Source organism: Micromonospora sp. NPDC049679 (genome assembly GCF_040659735.1).
In the GTDB taxonomy this organism is placed as follows: domain Bacteria; phylum Actinomycetota; class Actinomycetes; order Mycobacteriales; family Micromonosporaceae; genus Micromonospora_I.
Genome location: NZ_JBFANZ010000008.1, coordinates 121417 through 137887 on the forward strand (window position 1 = coordinate 121417; position 16471 = coordinate 137887).

General features: G+C 71.0%; 16 protein-coding genes and 1 pseudogene. 11 read left to right on the forward strand and 6 right to left on the reverse strand.

Annotated features, from left to right (window positions below):
- Positions 1-20: 20 nt before the first annotated feature.
- Both AB0J06_RS08010 and AB0J06_RS08015 read right to left on the reverse strand, forming a co-directional pair.
- Positions 21-251: a hypothetical protein gene (locus tag AB0J06_RS08010; protein ID WP_357425913.1), complete on the reverse strand. Its 231-nt coding sequence runs from the start codon at positions 249-251 to the stop codon at positions 21-23.
- Positions 252-495: 244 nt separating this feature from the next.
- Positions 496-2079 carry an RNA polymerase sigma factor gene (locus AB0J06_RS08015; RefSeq protein ID WP_357425915.1) on the reverse strand — a complete coding sequence of 528 codons (1584 nt, stop codon included), beginning with the start codon at positions 2077-2079 and terminating at the stop codon, positions 496-498.
- Positions 2080-2423: 344 nt separating this feature from the next.
- On the opposite strand from AB0J06_RS08015, the gene AB0J06_RS08020 reads away from it, so the two are divergent.
- Positions 2424-3248 carry an inositol monophosphatase family protein gene (locus tag AB0J06_RS08020; RefSeq protein ID WP_357425917.1) on the forward strand — a complete coding sequence of 275 codons (825 nt, stop codon included), beginning with the start codon at positions 2424-2426 and terminating at the stop codon, positions 3246-3248.
- Positions 3249-3315: 67 nt separating this feature from the next.
- Here AB0J06_RS08020 and AB0J06_RS08025 read toward each other — a convergent pair whose 3' ends face one another.
- Positions 3316-3840: a LytR C-terminal domain-containing protein gene (locus AB0J06_RS08025; protein WP_357425989.1), complete on the reverse strand. Its 525-nt coding sequence runs from the start codon at positions 3838-3840 to the stop codon at positions 3316-3318.
- A gap of 439 nt (positions 3841-4279) precedes the next feature.
- On the opposite strand from AB0J06_RS08025, the gene AB0J06_RS08030 reads away from it, so the two are divergent.
- Both AB0J06_RS08030 and AB0J06_RS08035 read left to right on the forward strand, forming a co-directional pair.
- On the forward strand, positions 4280-4576 hold the full coding sequence (locus AB0J06_RS08030; protein WP_073835372.1) for a DUF4193 domain-containing protein: 297 nt from the start codon (positions 4280-4282) through the stop codon (positions 4574-4576).
- Positions 4577-4728: 152 nt separating this feature from the next.
- Entirely contained in the window at positions 4729-5604 is an 876-nt protein-coding gene (locus tag AB0J06_RS08035; protein ID WP_357425919.1) for a hypothetical protein, read from the forward strand.
- A gap of 10 nt (positions 5605-5614) precedes the next feature.
- Here AB0J06_RS08035 and AB0J06_RS08040 read toward each other — a convergent pair whose 3' ends face one another.
- On the reverse strand, positions 5615-6127 hold the full coding sequence (locus AB0J06_RS08040; protein WP_357425921.1) for a DUF3093 domain-containing protein: 513 nt from the start codon (positions 6125-6127) through the stop codon (positions 5615-5617).
- Between the two features lie 104 nt (positions 6128-6231).
- Here AB0J06_RS08040 and dut point away from each other — a divergent pair, with 104 nt between their 5' ends.
- The 4 genes and pseudogenes from dut to AB0J06_RS08060 all read left to right on the forward strand — a co-directional run bounded on the left by dut (position 6232) and on the right by AB0J06_RS08060 (position 8892).
- Positions 6232-6729, forward strand: coding sequence for a dUTP diphosphatase (dut, locus tag AB0J06_RS08045; protein WP_357425923.1), 498 nt, complete (start codon positions 6232-6234; stop codon positions 6727-6729).
- Positions 6726-7394 (forward strand): annotated as a pseudogene (locus tag AB0J06_RS08050) (DUF3710 domain-containing protein); the annotation flags it as partial. The gene dut and the pseudogene AB0J06_RS08050, both read left to right, overlap by 4 nt.
- Before the next feature lie 330 nt (positions 7395-7724).
- Positions 7725-8105, forward strand: a complete 381-nt coding sequence (locus tag AB0J06_RS08055; protein ID WP_357425991.1) for an OB-fold nucleic acid binding domain-containing protein — start codon at positions 7725-7727, stop codon at positions 8103-8105.
- Between the two features lie 76 nt (positions 8106-8181).
- Positions 8182-8892 (forward strand): DUF3159 domain-containing protein, encoded by a 711-nt coding sequence (locus tag AB0J06_RS08060; protein ID WP_357425925.1) that lies wholly within the window; start codon positions 8182-8184, stop codon positions 8890-8892.
- Positions 8893-8905: 13 nt separating this feature from the next.
- Here the strand turns inward: AB0J06_RS08060 and AB0J06_RS08065 are convergent, their stop codons facing one another.
- Positions 8906-9607: a TrkA family potassium uptake protein gene (locus tag AB0J06_RS08065; protein ID WP_357425993.1), complete on the reverse strand. Its 702-nt coding sequence runs from the start codon at positions 9605-9607 to the stop codon at positions 8906-8908.
- Positions 9604-10269, reverse strand: a complete 666-nt coding sequence (locus tag AB0J06_RS08070; RefSeq protein WP_357425927.1) for a TrkA family potassium uptake protein — start codon at positions 10267-10269, stop codon at positions 9604-9606. The genes AB0J06_RS08065 and AB0J06_RS08070 overlap by 4 nt, the downstream gene beginning before the upstream one ends.
- A 161-nt stretch (positions 10270-10430) precedes the next feature.
- On the opposite strand from AB0J06_RS08070, the gene AB0J06_RS08075 reads away from it, so the two are divergent.
- From AB0J06_RS08075 to AB0J06_RS08090, 4 genes are all read left to right on the forward strand, one after another.
- Complete coding sequence (locus AB0J06_RS08075) at positions 10431-12479, forward strand: APC family permease (RefSeq protein WP_357425929.1); 2049 nt, start codon at positions 10431-10433, stop codon at positions 12477-12479.
- Positions 12476-13705, forward strand: a complete 1230-nt coding sequence (locus AB0J06_RS08080; RefSeq protein WP_357425931.1) for a TRAM domain-containing protein — start codon at positions 12476-12478, stop codon at positions 13703-13705. Before AB0J06_RS08075 ends, AB0J06_RS08080 begins: the two co-directional genes overlap by 4 nt.
- A 187-nt stretch (positions 13706-13892) precedes the next feature.
- On the forward strand, positions 13893-15056 hold the full coding sequence (locus tag AB0J06_RS08085; RefSeq protein ID WP_357425933.1) for an anhydro-N-acetylmuramic acid kinase: 1164 nt from the start codon (positions 13893-13895) through the stop codon (positions 15054-15056).
- A gap of 96 nt (positions 15057-15152) precedes the next feature.
- A complete protein-coding gene (locus AB0J06_RS08090) occupies positions 15153-16436 on the forward strand; it encodes an ABC transporter substrate-binding protein (RefSeq protein ID WP_357425935.1) in 1284 nt (427 codons plus the stop codon).
- Positions 16437-16471: the final 35 nt, after the last annotated feature.

Below are 16471 nucleotides of genomic sequence, written 5' to 3' on the forward strand. Positions count from 1 at the left end.
GGCTATGTCGATGGAACTGTTTAATTTGCCATCAGATCGGCGCCACGCCAGGTGAACTCCGGGTCGGCCTTGAACTGCACCGCGATCTTCACGAGATCGTTGGCGTACTTGTTCGCGTGGTGTCCACAGAACACCAGCTCACTGCCACCCGCCAGTGTCACCCGCAGCTTGCCGGCCGCGTTGCACCGGTCGCACCGTTCATCGGCAGCTAGGGAAGCCGCCGTTGCCGGCGGCGTGAGGGTCGGGGTCATCGCCTTCCTCCTCTGGTCGTCACCGATGAACACACTCGTCGGTCGTTGCTCACCCATCGTCCAACACCCGTGAAGGGTGCTGCCTTCCCAATGTGCCCTCGGGGGACCGAGGTCACACGTGGTAGGGACAGTGTGCCGTGCACCAAGGGTGCCACGTCAACGATCACAACTGCACATCCGCCGGATCAGTTCGCGGTGATCTACATGTGGTGATCAAAGCGACACGTTCGGTTGACGAAATGGATTAGTCCAAGTAGTCGCGGAGCACCTGGGAGCGCGACGGGTGTCGCAACTTTGACATCGTCTTCGATTCGATCTGCCGGATCCGCTCGCGCGTCACGCCGTAAACCTGGCCGATCTCGTCCAGCGTGCGCGGCTGCCCGTCGGTCAGGCCGAAACGCAGCCGTACGACGCCGGCCTCCCGCTCGGAAAGCGTCTGGAGCACCTGCTGGAGCTGGTCCTGCAGCAGCGAGAAGCTGACCGCGTCGACCGCGACGACGGCCTCCGAGTCTTCGATGAAGTCGCCGAGTTGGCTGTCACCTTCGTCGCCGATGGTCTGGTCGAGCGAGATGGGCTCCCGGGCGTACTGCTGGATCTCCAGCACCTTCTCGGGTGTGATGTCCATCTCCTTCGCCAGCTCCTCCGGGGTGGGCTCGCGGCCCAGGTCCTGGAGCAGCTCGCGCTGGATGCGGCCGAGCTTGTTGATGACCTCGACCATGTGCACCGGGATGCGGATGGTGCGGGCCTGGTCGGCCATGGCGCGGGTGATGGCCTGGCGGATCCACCAGGTGGCGTAGGTGGAGAACTTGTAGCCCTTGGTGTAGTCGAACTTCTCGACGGCGCGGATCAGGCCGAGGTTGCCCTCCTGGATGAGGTCGAGGAAGGCCATGCCGCGTCCGGTGTAGCGCTTGGCCAGCGACACCACCAGGCGAAGGTTGGCCTCGAGCAGGTGGTTCTTGGCGCGCTCGCCGTCGCGGGTGATCCAACCCAGGTCGCGGACCATCTCCCGGACGAGCTTCTGCTCACCCTCCTCCGAGATGCGCAGCCGCTCGGCCGCGTAGAGCCCGGCCTCGATCCGCTTGGCGAGCTCGACCTCCTGCTCCGCGTTCAGCAGCGGAACCTTGCCGATCTGCTTGAGGTAGGCGCGGACCGAGTCGGCCGACGCGGTCAGTTCGGCGTCCCGACGGGCCTGCTTGAGCGCCTCCGACTCCTCGTCGTCCCACTCGAAGTCGTTGCTGTCGCTCGTCGCGTCGGCCTCGGCCGCCTTGGCCAGCTCCACCGGCTCCTCGACCACGACGTCCGCGATCGCTGCGGCGAGCTCCGCCGGGTCGATCTCGCCCTCGGCGCCTTCCTCGGCCTTGCCCTTGGGGGCCTTCGCCGCTCCGGCCTTCGTGGCGCGGGCGGCCTTGGCCGGGCCCTTCGCGGGTGCCTCGCTGCCGTCGCCGCCCACGCCGGTCGTCGTGGCCTTGCGGGGGGCTGCCTTCTTGGCCGGCACCGCCGCGGTCTCGTCCGTGGCGGGGGTTGACTGCTTGGGGGCGGGCGCCGGCTTCTTCGTGGTCTTGGCGGTGGTGGCTTTGGACGCCGGCGTCGCGGAACGCGCGGCCGCGACGCGGCGGCGCGTGCTCGCCGATCCGTCGATGACCACGGTGACGCCGGCCTCCGCGAGGGCGCGAAGGATCTTCTTAGCCTGGGCCGGGGTCACCTCAGCGGACTCGACAGAGCTTGCGACCTCGGCCGACGTGAGCTGTCCACCAGCGCGCTCGGCGTGGGCGATCAGGGCGTCAGTGAGGGAGCGTACGTCGGCGCCGGTGTGGCGGAGTTCTGTCACGAATGACCTTCCGGAGGCGAAGAGCGAGCACGGCCGGACCGGCCACCGCAGCGCGGAGCGACGTGCCGGTGTGAATTGGGCCCCCGTGTCTCGGACCAACCGGGTTGTCGGCGATCCGTGGCGCAAGGGTAGGCGTGAATTGTAACGCCGTCTGCGGCGATCATCCTGCGTCGCACGCCGTAGGTGACGGCTGGGGCCCACCGAGCGGGAACGAACCTGAACTTTGAAAGGATATAACCGCTGCCAGGTGGGGGAGGGGCGTACCGTCCGGCCGGCTGAGGCCGACGGTTCGACGCGCCGGAAAACCGGGCGGTCCGGGGCGGAAAGGGGACGTGGAGCCACGCATGGACGAGATGAGGCCGACACCCGAGGAACTGCTGAAGATCGCGGCGGAGGTGGCACAGGCCGCGGCCGTGACGGCGCGCCGGATGCGCGCCGACGGGGTCACCGGCGTCGACACCAAGAGCACCAGCACGGACGTGGTCACCGCCGCGGACCGCGCCGTGGAACGCCAGGTCGTCGCCGCGTTGCGCGCGTTGCGGCCGGAGGACACCGTGCTGGGTGAGGAGTACGGGGACACGCGCGGCGCGCGACCGGCCGGGCCGGGAGCGGTGCGGTGGATCCTCGACCCGATCGACGGCACCGTGAACTACCTCTACGGCCTGCCGGAGTACGCCGTCTCCCTCGCGGCGGAGGTCGACGGCGTGGTCGTGGCGGGCGTGGTGCGCAACGCCGCGACGGGAGACGAGTGGCGGGCGGTCCGGGGCGGTGGGGCCTACCGCGAAGGGCGGCGGTTGACGGGCTCCACGCAGACGGATCTCGCGCAGGCGCTGGTCGCCACCGGCTTCGGCTACGACCCGGCCCGTCGGATCCACCAGGCCGCGGTGCTGGCCGGGCTGATCGCGCGGGTACGCGACATCCGCCGATTCGGAGCGGCCGCCCTCGACCTGTGCCGGGCGGCCGAGGGGAGCGTCGACGCCTACTACGAAAAGGGACTCAACCCGTGGGACCACGCGGCGGGTGGGCTCATCGCCGCGGAGGCGGGGCTCCGGGTCGCCGGGCTGGCCGGCGCCCCGGCCGGACCCGACCTCGTCATCGCCGCCCCGCCGACGCTCTTCGGAGCGCTGCACGAGCATCTGGTGCGGCTGGACGCGACCGGCGGACCGTAGCGGACCAGCCCTGAAACGGCTCCGGCCCCGCCCCCCTGGTGAGGTGGCGGGGCCGGAGCGGAACGGTCTAGCTCTGCTCGTCGGCGGCGCAGGTCTGCGCCGGGAGCTCCGGCTTGCCGCCGAGTTCGACCAGCGACTGGTTGACCTCGGTGAGCGTGGCCAGCTGTTGGAACGCGCTCCCGATCACCACGTCGACCAGGTCGTCCTGGCGCTTCGGGTCGTATTCCAAGGTCGCCTGGTCCAGGAAGTAGGCCCGCATCAGATGCGCTGAGCCGACGGCCTTGGGGCCGTAGCGCAGGACGGCCACCCCGTCGATGCCCTTCTTCTGCGGGTCGTTCGCTTCCTTCAGCACCTGAAACTTCCGGTTCTTGAAGTCAGTGCCGACCTTGGTCGCCAGGCCCGGCGTGTCCGTCGCGTTGTAGACGTTGATGCGCACGTCTTTCGGCTCCCGCAACCGGATGTTGGCCAGCGCGTACCCGTCCGGGCAGCTCCTCGCGGAGGTCGCCTCGGTCTGCGTGTCGCGCACGAGCGCGACCACGACGAAGACCAGAGCGAACAGGACCATCGCGCCGACAACGACGAGTGCTCGCACTCGCGCAAAGCTCATGGAATGGCTCCCGTGCAGGTGTGGTGGCTGGTGCCGGACCAAAAGGGTAATGTCGTCCGCCCCCGTGGCTACCGAGTATGCCGCTGAGGTTAGCGGTTCTCCCTCCGCTGTGCGGAAAGAGTGCGGCGACCCGGCGCGGCGACGGTAATCGGGGGACTCCTACCCCTATCTTCGTGTCGCCTGAGTCACATTGGGAACAACTTGGCGCGCGCGGGCGTACATGCCTCACGCAAGGGCGGTATACATGCCTCGCGTAAAGGGGGGTAAGGTACCGCGCTCGCCGGGGGAGTTTCCTGCGGGCGCCGCGTTCCGGGACGAGATGTCTGGTTCGTGGTGCGGATTCGAACGATGGCGCGCAGGGAACCAAAACAGCGTCTTCCGGCGTTAAACCGGGAGCGACTTATCGATACGGGAGAGTGAACCGATGGCCACCGACTACGACGCACCGCGTCGCGACGAGGTCGACCTCGGCGAGGACAGCCTGGAAGAACTCAAGGCACGGCGCGTCGACTCGCAGTCGGGCGCCGTGGACGTCGACGAGGCCGAGGTTGCCGAGAGCTTCGAGCTTCCCGGTGCTGACCTGGCCGACGAGGAACTCACGGTCAAGGTGCTGCCGATGCAGCAGGACGAGTTCCGTTGCGCGCGCTGCTTCCTCGTCCACCACCGCAGCCAGCTCGCGGTGGAGCGCAACGGGGAGCTGATCTGCCGAGAGTGCGCCTGAGCACTGCGGGCTGATCTTTAGCGCGGGGGGCGGAAACAAGGGGGGCGGCGGCCTCGGTGTGGAGGTCGCCGTCGGCTCGACATGCGCCCGTGGCGGGAAGCTGCTTCACTCGATCACGGCAGGCGCATCGCATACGTGTTCGGGGGCAGCGCATGACCCGCTTCGACCAGTCGCCGGAGAGTCCGGCCTCCGGCGTGCCGTCGCCGGCCGGCAGCGGGCCGGCCCCGCATGACGACCCGCCGACGGCGGAGCTTGTCGGCACGGACGACGAGCTCGGCCGCACCGTTGTCGAGTTGACCCGCGACGACATCGAGCCGGCGCAGCGCAAGCGGCTGCTCGGCCGGCTCATCGGCCAGATCCGTGGCCGCGGGATAGCGGACCTGTTCAAGCCCAAGGCGGCCCTCCGTTGGATGACGGAGGTGGTCAGCGAAATCGCGCCGCACATCCCGGTCCGGGATCTCGCGACGCTCCGCCGGCACCACGACGGGCTCGAAGGCGACGCTCTCGCCGAGCGGCTCGTCCGCAACGCCGCGCGGGCCACCGCGGGGATCGGCGCCGCCGGTGGCGGGGTGGCGGCCGTGGAGTGGGCCGCGACGCCCACCCTCTTGTCAGCGCCCGTGCTGCTGGCGGCCGAGACGGTCGCGGTGGTCTCAATCGAGTTGAAGCTCATCGGTGAGTTGCACGAGGTGTACGGCGTGCCGGTGCCGGGAGCGGGCGCCCAACGGGCCGTGCCGCTGCTCCAGTCCTGGGCGAGCCAGCGCGGGGTCAACCCGATGCTTCCCGGCGTGGGCGTGGGCGCCGTGCTCGGCACCACCGCCCGCAAGGAGTTGCGTGACATGTTGCTGCGTCGGTTCGGGCGCAATCTGACCACGCTCGGTCCGTTCCTGACGGGCGCGGCGGTGGCCAGCTATCTCAACCGGCGGGCCACCCGGGGCCTCGGCGACCGGATCCGCGACGACCTGCGGACGCAGCGTACGGCGATCGGCGGGCGACGGCCGCGCGGCGGACCTCCGGTGATCGAAGGCTGACGCCGGCGGCTCAGTCCGATACGTCCTGGCCGGGCGGAGCCGGTGTGGCGGCGAGGATCGCCGTCGCCAGTCGCACCGGATGCCGGGAACTGATCACCCAGTACGGCGTCGGATCGTCCGGGTCGTTCAGCACCAGCTGGACGGCGCCTCCGATCCAGGGCCGCTGCACCACGAAGGCGAGCGGATCCGCGCCCACGCCCAGCACCTCCCGCCGTCCCGACACGTCGAGGGGGATCGCGTCGGCGACGAACCGCGTCGGCAGCCGGGCGTCATCCACCTCGAGCTGGTCGCCGACGACGGCGATCCTGATCCGCCCGAGTCGCCAGAGCGCGACGCAGGTCAGCGGCAGGAAGAGCGCGAAGGGCAGCCAGGCCCGGACGCCGGGAGCGCCCATCCAGACCTCCGCGGCGAGCAGGGCGGCGAGGCCGAGCGCGCAGAGCCATAGCCACCAGGGCAGGGTGAGCCGCTCGGCGTAACGGTCGTCGACCGCGGGCGGCGCGACATCGGAATGCGGTGGTGCCACGTTGTGTGAGGGTACGGCGCGCGACGGCGCCGGCACACGGCAGGATGGGGGGCGCATCCGCACGAGACCCCTGCGCCCGTCGCCGCGAAGGAAAGAGTGAGATCGTGACCCACCCTGTGCCCGTACCCGTGCGGCAGCTCGACCCGGATCTGCCGCTGCCGGCGTACGCCCATCCGGGGGACGCCGGCGCCGATCTGATCGCCGCCGAGGACGTCGAGTTGACGCCCGGCGCCCGTTCGCTGGTGCGCACGGGCCTGACGATCGCGCTGCCGGAGGGATTCGTCGGACTGGTGCACCCGCGTTCCGGGCTCGCATCCCGGCTGGGTGTGACGGTGCTCAACGCGCCCGGTACGGTCGACGCCGGTTACCGGGGGGAGATCCTGGTCAACCTCGTCAACCACGATCCGCTCCGCTCGGCGAAGATATCCCGTGGCGACCGGATCGCGCAGCTTGTCGTGCAGCGGGTGGAACGGGCACACTTCCACCTCGTCGACGAGCTGCCCGATTCCAGCCGCGGGATCGGCGGGCACGGTTCGACCGGCGGGCACGTGGGTCTGGTGACCCCGGTCGCGACCGAGGACGACGGAAGGGTGGGACATTGATCTTCTCGCGAGGACGCGGGGCCGGACGGCACGCCCGTAAGGAGCAGGCCGGTCGGACGGGTCGGGAAGTCGAGCCGCGCGAGGACGGTTCCGACGCGGACGCGCCGGCACGCGGCCCGTACGACGTCGCCGAGGCGCCCTCCGGGGTGGAGCGACTGGATCTGGGCAGCCTGCAGATTCCCGCGGTCGGGGGCGTCGAGGTGCGGGTGCAGGCCGACCCGGACGGCACCATCCAGCAGGTCGTGCTCGTGCACGGCGACAGCGCACTTCAGCTGGGGGTCTTCGCGGCGCCGCGCACCGAGGGCATCTGGGACGACATCCGCGAGGAGATCCGCACGTCGCTGGTGAGCGAGGGCGCGACCGTCGACGAAACCGAGGGCGACTACGGCCCCGAGCTGCGGGCGCGGGTGCGCACCGACGATGGCCTGACCGATCTGCGCTTCGTCGGGGTGGACGGTCCGCGCTGGATGGTCCGGGCGGTCTACCAGGGCGCCGCGGCGAATGAGCCGACCAGTGCCGGACCGCTGGCCGAGGTGCTGGACGGTCTGGTCGTGGATCGTGGCCAGGAGGCCAAGCCGGTGCGCGAGCCGCTGCCGCTGCGTCTGCCCCGCGAGATCGCCGAGCAGGCGGAGCAGGCCGGCGACGGCCCGGACGCCCCGCAACCGGTGGTCCCGGAGGCCTCCGGCGCGTCGCACGCCGGGGCGGCCCCGCTCAACGGCGCGGACCCGTACGAGACCCCGCACCGGCGTAAGCCCTCGCCGAGGCCCCGCCCGTCGGCCTGACCCGTACGCGAAGGGCCCCTTCTCCTCGCTTGCCGTGGCGGAATGGGCCCTTTCGCGTATCCCGCAGGGGTCGCGGCGGCCGGCCCGGCGGCGGTGGGGGACGCGGGCCGGGCGGGCGTACCCTGACGGGGCGGCCCGCAGCGACGCGGTGGCGCGCTGGCGTCCGATGCCGGTTCCCACGGGGCGGCGTTGGAGAAGGGTGACATCCGGGTGATGGCGACCGACGAGAAACGTCCGTCCCTGCGCCGACTGTTGCAGCGGCTGACGGCGAGCGAGGCGGAGCTCGATGCTGCGGAGCTGCAGCGGGAGAGCGCCGAGCAGGGTTGCACGCTGGCCGACCAGTGCCGGCGTGGCCAGATGGTGGCCGTCTCCGGCCGACTGCGCACCGTCGTCTACACCCCGCGCACCAACCTGCCGACGCTGGAGGCCGACCTCTACGACGGCAGCGACGTCGTCACCCTCGTGTGGCTCGGGCGGCGGCACATCGCCGGCATCGAGCCCGGCCGACAGTTGACCGCGCGTGGTCGCGTGGCGGTGCGCGATGACCGTAAGGTCATCTACAACCCGTACTACGAGCTGGAAGCGCCGCGCTGAATGTGGGGTCCCGCTCCGGACCGCGCCGCCGTCGTGCGGCTCCGACGGGCGTAGTGCCGAGCGAAAGACGGTTCCGATGAGCAGTGGACAGCAGCGTACGGCTCCGGTCGACGCCGGTCCGGAGGGCGACGAGCAGCTCCCGAGCATGGCCGAGCAGGTCGCCGAGCAGCTCGGCGGCGTGCGCGGGCTGGTCGAGTCGAGCATCCCGGTCGTGGTGTTCGTGCTGGTCAACGTGATCGCCGAGCTGCGCCCCGCGGTGGTCGCGGCGGTAGGCACGGGGCTGGCGATCGCCGTCGTGCGGCTGATCCAGCGCCGTCCGATCCGGCACGCGCTCAACGGACTCTTCGGGGTCGGGATCGGCGCGTGGCTCGCCTGGCGCAGTGGTGACGCGAAGGACTTCTACCTGCCCGGCATCCTGTACGGCATTGTCTACGGCCTCGGACTGTTCGGGTCGGTCGCGATCCGGCAGCCGCTGGTGGGCTGGATCTGGTCGATGATCGTCGCCGGCGGTCGCTCGGAGTGGCGCACCGACCCCGTCCTGATTCGCACCTTCAACCGGCTGACCGTGCTGTGGGGCGTGGTGTACCTGGCGAAGGTGGGCGTGCAGGCGGCGCTCTACCTCGCCGACATGGACACCGCGCTGGGGATCGCCCGGCTCGTGCTCGGATATCCGCCGTACGCGCTGCTGCTGGCGATCACGGTGTGGACGGTCCGGCGGGTGACCCGCGCGCGGGAGGCCACGTCGGCCGGAGCGGGTGCGCCCGCCGGCGCGATCGCCGACCGCTGAGCGACGCGGAGCGTCAGCTGGCGTGGCCGGCCCGGGTCCGCTGAACGCTGTCCGCGCCGAGGATGACCGTGCGTACGTCGTCCTCCACCTCGGCCGTGCATACGAAGATCAGCTCGTCGCCGGACTCGAGCGGGTCGTCCGGGGTCGGGGTCAGCACCCGCTTGCCGCGTACGATCGCCACCAGCGCGGAGTCACGGGGGAGCGGTACGGTGCGGACGGCGTGACCGACATAGGGCGCCTGGCGGGGCAGCGTGATCTCCACCAGGTTGGCCTCGCCCTGCCGGAAGGTCATCAGCCGGACCAGGTCACCGACGCTGACCGCCTCCTCGACCAGTGCGGCCATCACCCGCGGCTTGCTGACCGCGACGTCGACGCCCCACTGTTCCGTGAAGAGCCATTCGTTCTCGGCCCGGTTGACCCGCGCGACCACCCGGGGAACGCTGAACTCGGTCTTGGCCAGCAGTGACACGACCAGATTGACCTTGTCGTCACCGGTGGCGGCCACCACGACCTCGCAGTTGGCGACGTCGGCCTCTTCGAGGCTGGCCAGCTCGCACGCGTCGGCGAGCACCCATTCCGCGGCCGGCACCCGGTCCGGCCGCAGCATCTTGGGCTGCCGCTCGATGAGCATCACCTGGTGGCCGTTCTCGATCAACTCCTGGGCGATGGACCGTCCGACGTTGCCCGCGCCCGCGATGGCGATCCGCATGGTCAGTGGGCTCCTTCCGGCGGATTGGCCGCCACCGTGGTCACGGACGGGGCGATGTCGTCGGTGACCAGCATGAAGACCTGGTCACCCTCCTGGAGCACGGTGGACGCGGTGGGCAGCGTGCCGATGCCGAAACGCATCAGGTAGGCCGTGCGGGTGCCGCTGGTCTCCTCCAGCGCGCGCAGCGGCCGGCCGATCCAGTCCTTGTGCACCGGCACCTCGATGATGGAGACGGTGCTGGTCGGGTCGCGGAAGGTCTCCACGTGTCCCTCAGGGACCAGGTGGCGGTACATCCGGTCAGCGGTCCAGCGCACCGTGGCGACGGTGGGGATGCCGAGTCGTTCGTAGACCTCGGCGCGCTTCTGGTCGTAGATCCGGGCCGCGACGCGGGAGACGCCGAACGTCTCGCGGGCCAGGCGGGCCGAGATGATGTTGGAATTGTCGCCACTGGAGACGGCGGCGAAGGCGTCGGCCCGCTCGATGCCGGCCTGCCGCAGCACCGCGCCGTCGTAGCCGGTCCCGGTGACCGTGATGCCCTGGAAGTCGGCGCTCAGCCGCCGGAAGGCGTCAGCGTCCTGGTCGATGACGGCGACGGAGTGGCCGCGGGCCTCCAGGTTGTGGGCCAGCGTCGAACCCACGCGCCCGCATCCCATGATCACGACGTGCACCGTGGTTCCTCCCGGAGCGGCACCCGAGTGCGCGCCCACAGCGGACGCGCGCACCGCCAGCCTGCCACGAGGCCGACTGCCGGTGCCGTCCGACGGTACCCCGCGGCGCGCCAGGCGGCACCGGCGGCGGGTCGTGTCGCCCGGCCGTACTCTTACCCCTTGTGGCCAGACCCACCTCACTGATGAAGCGGCTGCTCCTGGGCCGTCCTTTCCGCTCCGACAGCCTCCAGCACACGCTGCTGCCCAAGCGGATCGCGCTCCCCGTCTTCGCCTCCGACGCACTCTCGAGCGTGGCGTACGCGCCCGACGAGATCCTGCTGACGCTGTCGATCGCCGGAGCCTCCGCATACTTCTTCTCTCCGTGGGTCGCCCTCGCGGTGGTCGTCGTGATGCTCACCGTGGTCGCGAGCTACCGGCAGAACGTGCACGCCTACCCCTCCGGGGGCGGCGACTACGAGGTGGCCACGGTCAACCTCGGGCCGAAGTTCGGCGTCGCCGTGGCGAGCGCCCTCATGGTCGACTACGTGCTGACCGTCGCGGTCTCGGTCTCCTCCGGCGTGGCCAACCTCGGCTCCGTGGTGCCGTTCGTGGCGACCCACAAGGTGTTGATCGCGGTCGCCGCGGTGGCGCTGCTGACCGCGGTCAATCTGCGTGGCCTGCGGGAGTCGGGGAACGCGTTCGCGATCCCGACGTACGGCTTCATGATCGTCATCGTCGGCATGATCCTCACCGGCCTGGTACGGATCTTCGTGCTCGGTCACGACCTCCGCGCGCCCAGCGCCGACCTGGTCATCCGGGCCGAGCACAGCGTCACCGGAGCGGCGCTCGCGTTCCTGCTGCTGCGCACCTTCTCCTCCGGCTGCGCGGCGCTCACCGGTGTGGAGGCGATCTCCAACGGCGTCCCCGCGTTCAAGCCGCCGAAGAGCCGCAACGCGGCGAGCACGCTGTTGCTGCTCGGCGTGATCGCGATCACCATGCTGGTCGGCATCATCTGGCTGGCCCGCCTGACCCACCTGCAGTTCGTGGAGGACCCGGTCCAGCAGATCGTGTCCGGGCCCGCCGGCTACGTCCAGAAGACGGTGACCACCCAGCTCGGCGAGGCGGTCTTCGGCTCCGGCTCGGTGATGCTCTACATCGTCGCCGGGATGACCGCGCTGATCCTCTTCCTGGCGGCCAACACCGCCTTCAACGGCTTCCCGGTGCTCGGCTCGATCCTCGCCCAGGACCGCTACCTGCCGCGCCAGCTGCACACCCGCGGTGACCGGCTCGCCTTTTCCAACGGCATCGTGCTGCTGGCGCTCGCCGCGATGCTGCTGATCGTGTCGTTCCAGGCCGAGGTGACCCGGCTGATCCAGCTCTACATCGTGGGTGTGTTCGTCTCGTTCACGCTGTCGCAGGCCGGGATGATCCGGCACTGGAACCGGCTGCTGCGCACGGAGCGTGATCCGGAGGCGCGTCGCCGGATGCACCGCTCCCGCGGTATCAATACCTTCGGCATGGGGTTGACCGGCGCGGTGCTGATCATCGTGCTGATCACCAAGTTCCTGCTCGGCGCGTGGATCGCGATCGTCGCGATGGGCGTGATCTACCTGCTCATGCTCGGCATCCGGCGGCACTACGACACCGTCGCCGAGGAGCTGGAGCCGGCCGAGGGGCGACCGGTGCTGCCCGCCCGCAACCACGCGATCGTGCTGGTCAGCAAGGTGCACCGGCCCACCCTGCGGGCGGTCGCCTACGCCCAGGCGACCCGGCCGGACACCATCACCGCGGTGACCGTGAACGTCGACGACAAGGACACCCGCGCGGTGCAGTCCGAGTGGGAACGGCGGCAGGTTCCCGTACCGTTGACCGTGGTCGACTCGCCGTACCGGGAGATCACCCGGCCGATCATCGACTACGTGGCGTCCGTCCGTCGGGAGTCGCCGCGCGACGTGGTCACCATCTTCATCCCCGAGTACGTGCTCGGCCGCTGGTGGGAGAACCTGCTGCACAACCAGAGCGCGCTGCGCCTCAAGGGCCGGCTGCTCTTCGAGCCCGGAGTCATGGTGACCAGCGTGCCCTGGCAACTCGCCTCTTCGACCAACAAGGACCTGGACCGCTTCGACGAGACGCTCAGCCGCGGCCCGCTGCGCGGTCCGCGCGCGGGTCGCGGCCCCGCCGGCCCGGCCGCCCCGCCGGTCGACGACGACGTCATGGCACCCCGGTCATGACCGCCCCGACGCTGGACGAGGGGGAGCGGGTCGAGCTGACCGTCGGCGCGGTGGCGCACGGCGGCCACTGCGTCGCCCGGCACGAGGGACAGGTGGTTTTCGTCCGGCACGCGCTCCCCGGTGAGCGGGTGGTGGCCGAGATCACCGAGCTGCACCGCGGTTACCTGCGGGCCGACGCGGTGACCGTGCTCGACGCGTCGCCGGACCGGGTCACGGCGCCCTGCCCGTACGCCCGGCCGGGTGCCTGCGGCGGCTGCGACCTGCAGCACGTCGCGCCCGCCGCCCAGCTGGCCTGGAAGACCGCCGTCGTCCGGGAGCAGCTGGAACGGCTGGCCGGGCTCGCCCCGACCGAGGTCGACGCGCTCGCGCTCCGCGTCGACCCGCTCCCCGGCGGGCCGCTGGGCTGGCGTTCGCGCGTGCGCTACGCCGTCGACGCCGCCGACCGGGCCGGGCTGCTGAAGCACCGCTCGCACGAGGTGGTGCCGATCGACCGCTGCCTGATCGCCCACCCGGCGATCCAGGAGCTGCCGGTCCTGCCGCCCAGCGGCCGGCGCTGGCCGGAGGCGGACGCCGTCGAGACCATCGCCTCGTCGGACGGGGACGTGACCGTCCGGGGCGTCTCCGGGGGGACGGCGACCTTCGTCGAGGGGCCGGACGAGGTGCGCGAACGCGCCGCCGGCCGGGGCTGGACGCTGCCGGCTGAGGCGTTCTGGCAGGTGCACCCGGCGGCGCCGGACACCCTCGTCGGCGCCGTGCTGGAGCTGCTGGAGCCGCGCGAAGGGGAGTCGGCCTGGGACCTCTACGGGGGCGCCGGCCTTTTCGCGGCCGCGCTCGCCGGCCGGGTCGGGCCGGCGGGGCGGGTGACGATGGTCGAGTCCGCGCCGCTCGGCGTCGCCGCGGCCCGCACCAGCCTGCGCGATCTTCCGCAGGTCGAGGTGGTGTCCGCGCGGGTGGAGACCGCGCTGGAGCGGCGGCGGATCACCGGGCCGGTCGATCTGGTGGTGCTGGATCCGCCGCGCAGCGGCGCCGGGGCCCGGGTCGTCGGGTCGCTGGTCGGCTCGGGCGCGCGCGCCGTCGCGTACGTGGCCTGCGATCCCGCGGCGTTCGCCCGGGACGTGCGCACGTTCCGGGAGGGCGGTTGGCGGCTGGAGGCGCTCCGCGGTTACGACTGCTTCCCGATGACCCAACACGTGGAGTGCGTCGGTCTGCTGCTCCCACCGGTCTGATCCTTTTCCGGCACACGGCCGGCTTATTGAGTGCGGCGACTGTGATTCGCGAGGCGCATCCCGATGCGTCTGGCGAATCAGGGAAAACCGCGGACATGCTGCGGTCAGGCCTCGGAGCGCCGCAGCGGTACCCGGCCTGCCAATCCATTTCCCGCCACGGGCGCACGGGATCACTAGTGTGACCGGGGTGCGGATCATCGGGCTGATGTCGGGCACCTCCCACGACGGCGTGGACATCGCGGCCGCGGCGTTCGACCGCGACGGCGACGACCTGCGGCTCACCCCGCTGGGCGCCCGGAGCCTGCCGTACGACGACGAGCTGCAGGGCGCGATCGCCGGCGTGCTGCCGCCGGGCGGCACGACGATCGAGCAGGTCTGCCGTCTCGACACCCTGCTCGGGAAGCGCTTCGCGGACGCCGCGGCGGCCGGCGTCGAACTGGCCGGCCACGCCGATCTGATCGTGTCGCACGGGCAGACCGTCTTCCACTGGATCTCCGGCGGGCAGGCGCTCGGCACGCTGCAACTCGGCGCGCCCGCCTGGATCGCCGCGCGGACCGGCGTACCCGTCCTGTCGGACCTGCGCGGCGCGGACATCGCGGCGGGCGGCCAGGGCGCACCGCTGGTCCCGGTCTTCGACGCGCTGCTGCTCGCGGAGAGTGGCGCGGCGCGCGCGGCGCTCAACCTCGGCGGCATCGCCAACCTCACCGTGGTCGCGCCGGACGCGGCGCCGGTCGGGTACGACATCGGCCCCGCGAATGCCCTGCTCGACGCGGCGACCCGACGGTTCTACGACGAACCGTGCGATGTGGACGGTCGGCACGCGGCGCGCGGACGGGTGCACGAGGACCTGCTGCGCCTGCTCCTCGCCGAGCCCTTCTACGCCCGGCCCGCTCCCAAGTCCACCGGGAAGGAACTCTTCCACGGCGGCTATCTGACCGCCCGGCTCGCCGAGCTGCACCCGGCGCCGCCGCCGGACGACGTGCTCGCCACGCTGACCGAGCTGACCGCGCTGATCGTCGCGGCCGAGTGCGACCGGCACGACATCGGCGAGGTGATCGCGGCCGGCGGTGGCGTGCGCAACCCGGTGCTGATGGCGCGCCTGCGGGAGTTCGGCGGGGCGCGCTGGCGGCTGCGGACCAGCGACGAGCTGGGCGTGCCGGTCCAGGCGAAGGAGGCGTACGCGTTCGCCCTGCTGGGCTGGCTCTCCTGGCACGGGCTGCCGGGCGCGCTCCCCTCGGTGACCGGGGCGCGGGCGGCCGCCGTACTCGGATCGTGGACTCCCGGCGCGGCCCCGCTGCGGCTGCCGCCCCCGGCGGTGACGCCGCCGCGGCGGCTGCGCGTCCGTGCTTGACGGTCACAGATGCATTTCCATGCGTTGACACCACCCGCCAATAGGGACATGGTTCGCAGGTAGCTGTGAGCCGTCACACACCTATTGGGAGGGTGTATGCCATACAGCCGTCGGGGCGTGCTGGCCCTGGGCATGACCGCAGCCCTGTTCGCGCTTCCCGCGTGCTCCAGCGGCGCCAACTCCAACGGAGGCGGCAGCGGGAACGACAAAGAGGTCGAGGTCTTCTCCTGGTGGGTCGGAGCCGGCGAGAAAGAGGGCCTCGAGGCCATGATCGCCGACTTCACGAAGAAGAACTCCGACATCAAGTTCAACAACGCCGGGGTCGCCGGTGGCGCCGGCACGAACGCCAAGACCGTCCTCGCCACCCGCCTGCAGGCGAAGAACCCGCCGGACTCCTACCAGGTGCACGCCGGCAAGGAGTTGGCCAGTGACATCGAGGCCGGCTACGTCGAGGACCTGACCTACCTCTACGAGCGCGAGGGGTGGAAGGAGAAGTTCCCGAAGGGTCTCGTCGAGGCGATCACGGTCGGCGGGAAGCTCTACTCGGTGCCGGTGAACATCCACCGCAGCAACCTGCTCTGGTTCAACCCCGCCACCCTGCAGAAGGCGGGCATCGCCGCGCCGCCGAAGACCTGGGCGGAGTTCCTCACCCAGGCGGCCACGCTGAAGTCGAAGAACGTCACGGCGCTCTCGATCGGCCCCGGCTGGACGCAGAAGCACCTGCTGGAGAACGTGCTCCTCGGCGAGCTCGGCGCGGACATGTACACCGGGCTCTGGGACGGGTCGGTGGACTGGAAGTCGCCGAAGGTGATCGCGGCGCTCAGCACGTACACCAAGGTGCTCGGCTTCTCCGACCTCAAGTCGGCCGCCGCCGACTGGCAGCCCGCGCTGGACAAGGTCGTCGACGGCTCCGCCGCCTACAACGTGATGGGGGACTGGGCCGACGGCTACCTCAAGGGCGCCAAGGCGCTGAAGTTCAAGACCGGGTACGACGTGGTCGCCACCCCCGGTTCCACCGGCGTCTACAACTTCCTCTCCGACTCGTTCACCCTCCCGGTCGGCGCGCCGCACAAGGGCGCGGCCGAGAAGTGGCTGGTCGAATGCGGCTCGACCGAGGGGCAGGATCTGTTCAACCCGCAGAAGGGATCGGTTCCGGCGCGGATCGACGCGGACAAGTCGAAGTACACCGACTACCTCGCGGCGGCCCTGGCCGAGTGGCAGAACCCGCAGACGAAGATCGTCGGGTCGCTCGCCCACGGCGTGGTGGCCAACAACGCCTGGAACGGCGAGATCGACACCGCGTTGCAGATCTTCGTGCAGGACACCAACGTGGGGAAGTTCGCCGACGCGGTGGCAAAGGCGTACCAGGCCAACAAGTGATCGGGCTGCCACCGACTCGAAGGTATGTGGAGGCG

Coding starts and splice junctions, on each gene's coding strand:
- AB0J06_RS08010 (WP_357425913.1), bottom strand. CDS start 251: ATGACCCCGACCCTCACGCCGCCGGCAACGGCGGCTTCCCTAGCTGCC.
- AB0J06_RS08020 (WP_357425917.1), top strand. CDS start 2,424: ATGGACGAGATGAGGCCGACACCCGAGGAACTGCTGAAGATCGCGGCG.
- AB0J06_RS08030 (WP_073835372.1), top strand. CDS start 4,280: ATGGCCACCGACTACGACGCACCGCGTCGCGACGAGGTCGACCTCGGC.
- AB0J06_RS08035 (WP_357425919.1), top strand. CDS start 4,729: ATGACCCGCTTCGACCAGTCGCCGGAGAGTCCGGCCTCCGGCGTGCCG.
- AB0J06_RS08055 (WP_357425991.1), top strand. CDS start 7,725: ATGGCGACCGACGAGAAACGTCCGTCCCTGCGCCGACTGTTGCAGCGG.
- AB0J06_RS08060 (WP_357425925.1), top strand. CDS start 8,182: ATGAGCAGTGGACAGCAGCGTACGGCTCCGGTCGACGCCGGTCCGGAG.
- AB0J06_RS08080 (WP_357425931.1), top strand. CDS start 12,476: ATGACCGCCCCGACGCTGGACGAGGGGGAGCGGGTCGAGCTGACCGTC.
- AB0J06_RS08090 (WP_357425935.1), top strand. CDS start 15,153: ATGCCATACAGCCGTCGGGGCGTGCTGGCCCTGGGCATGACCGCAGCC.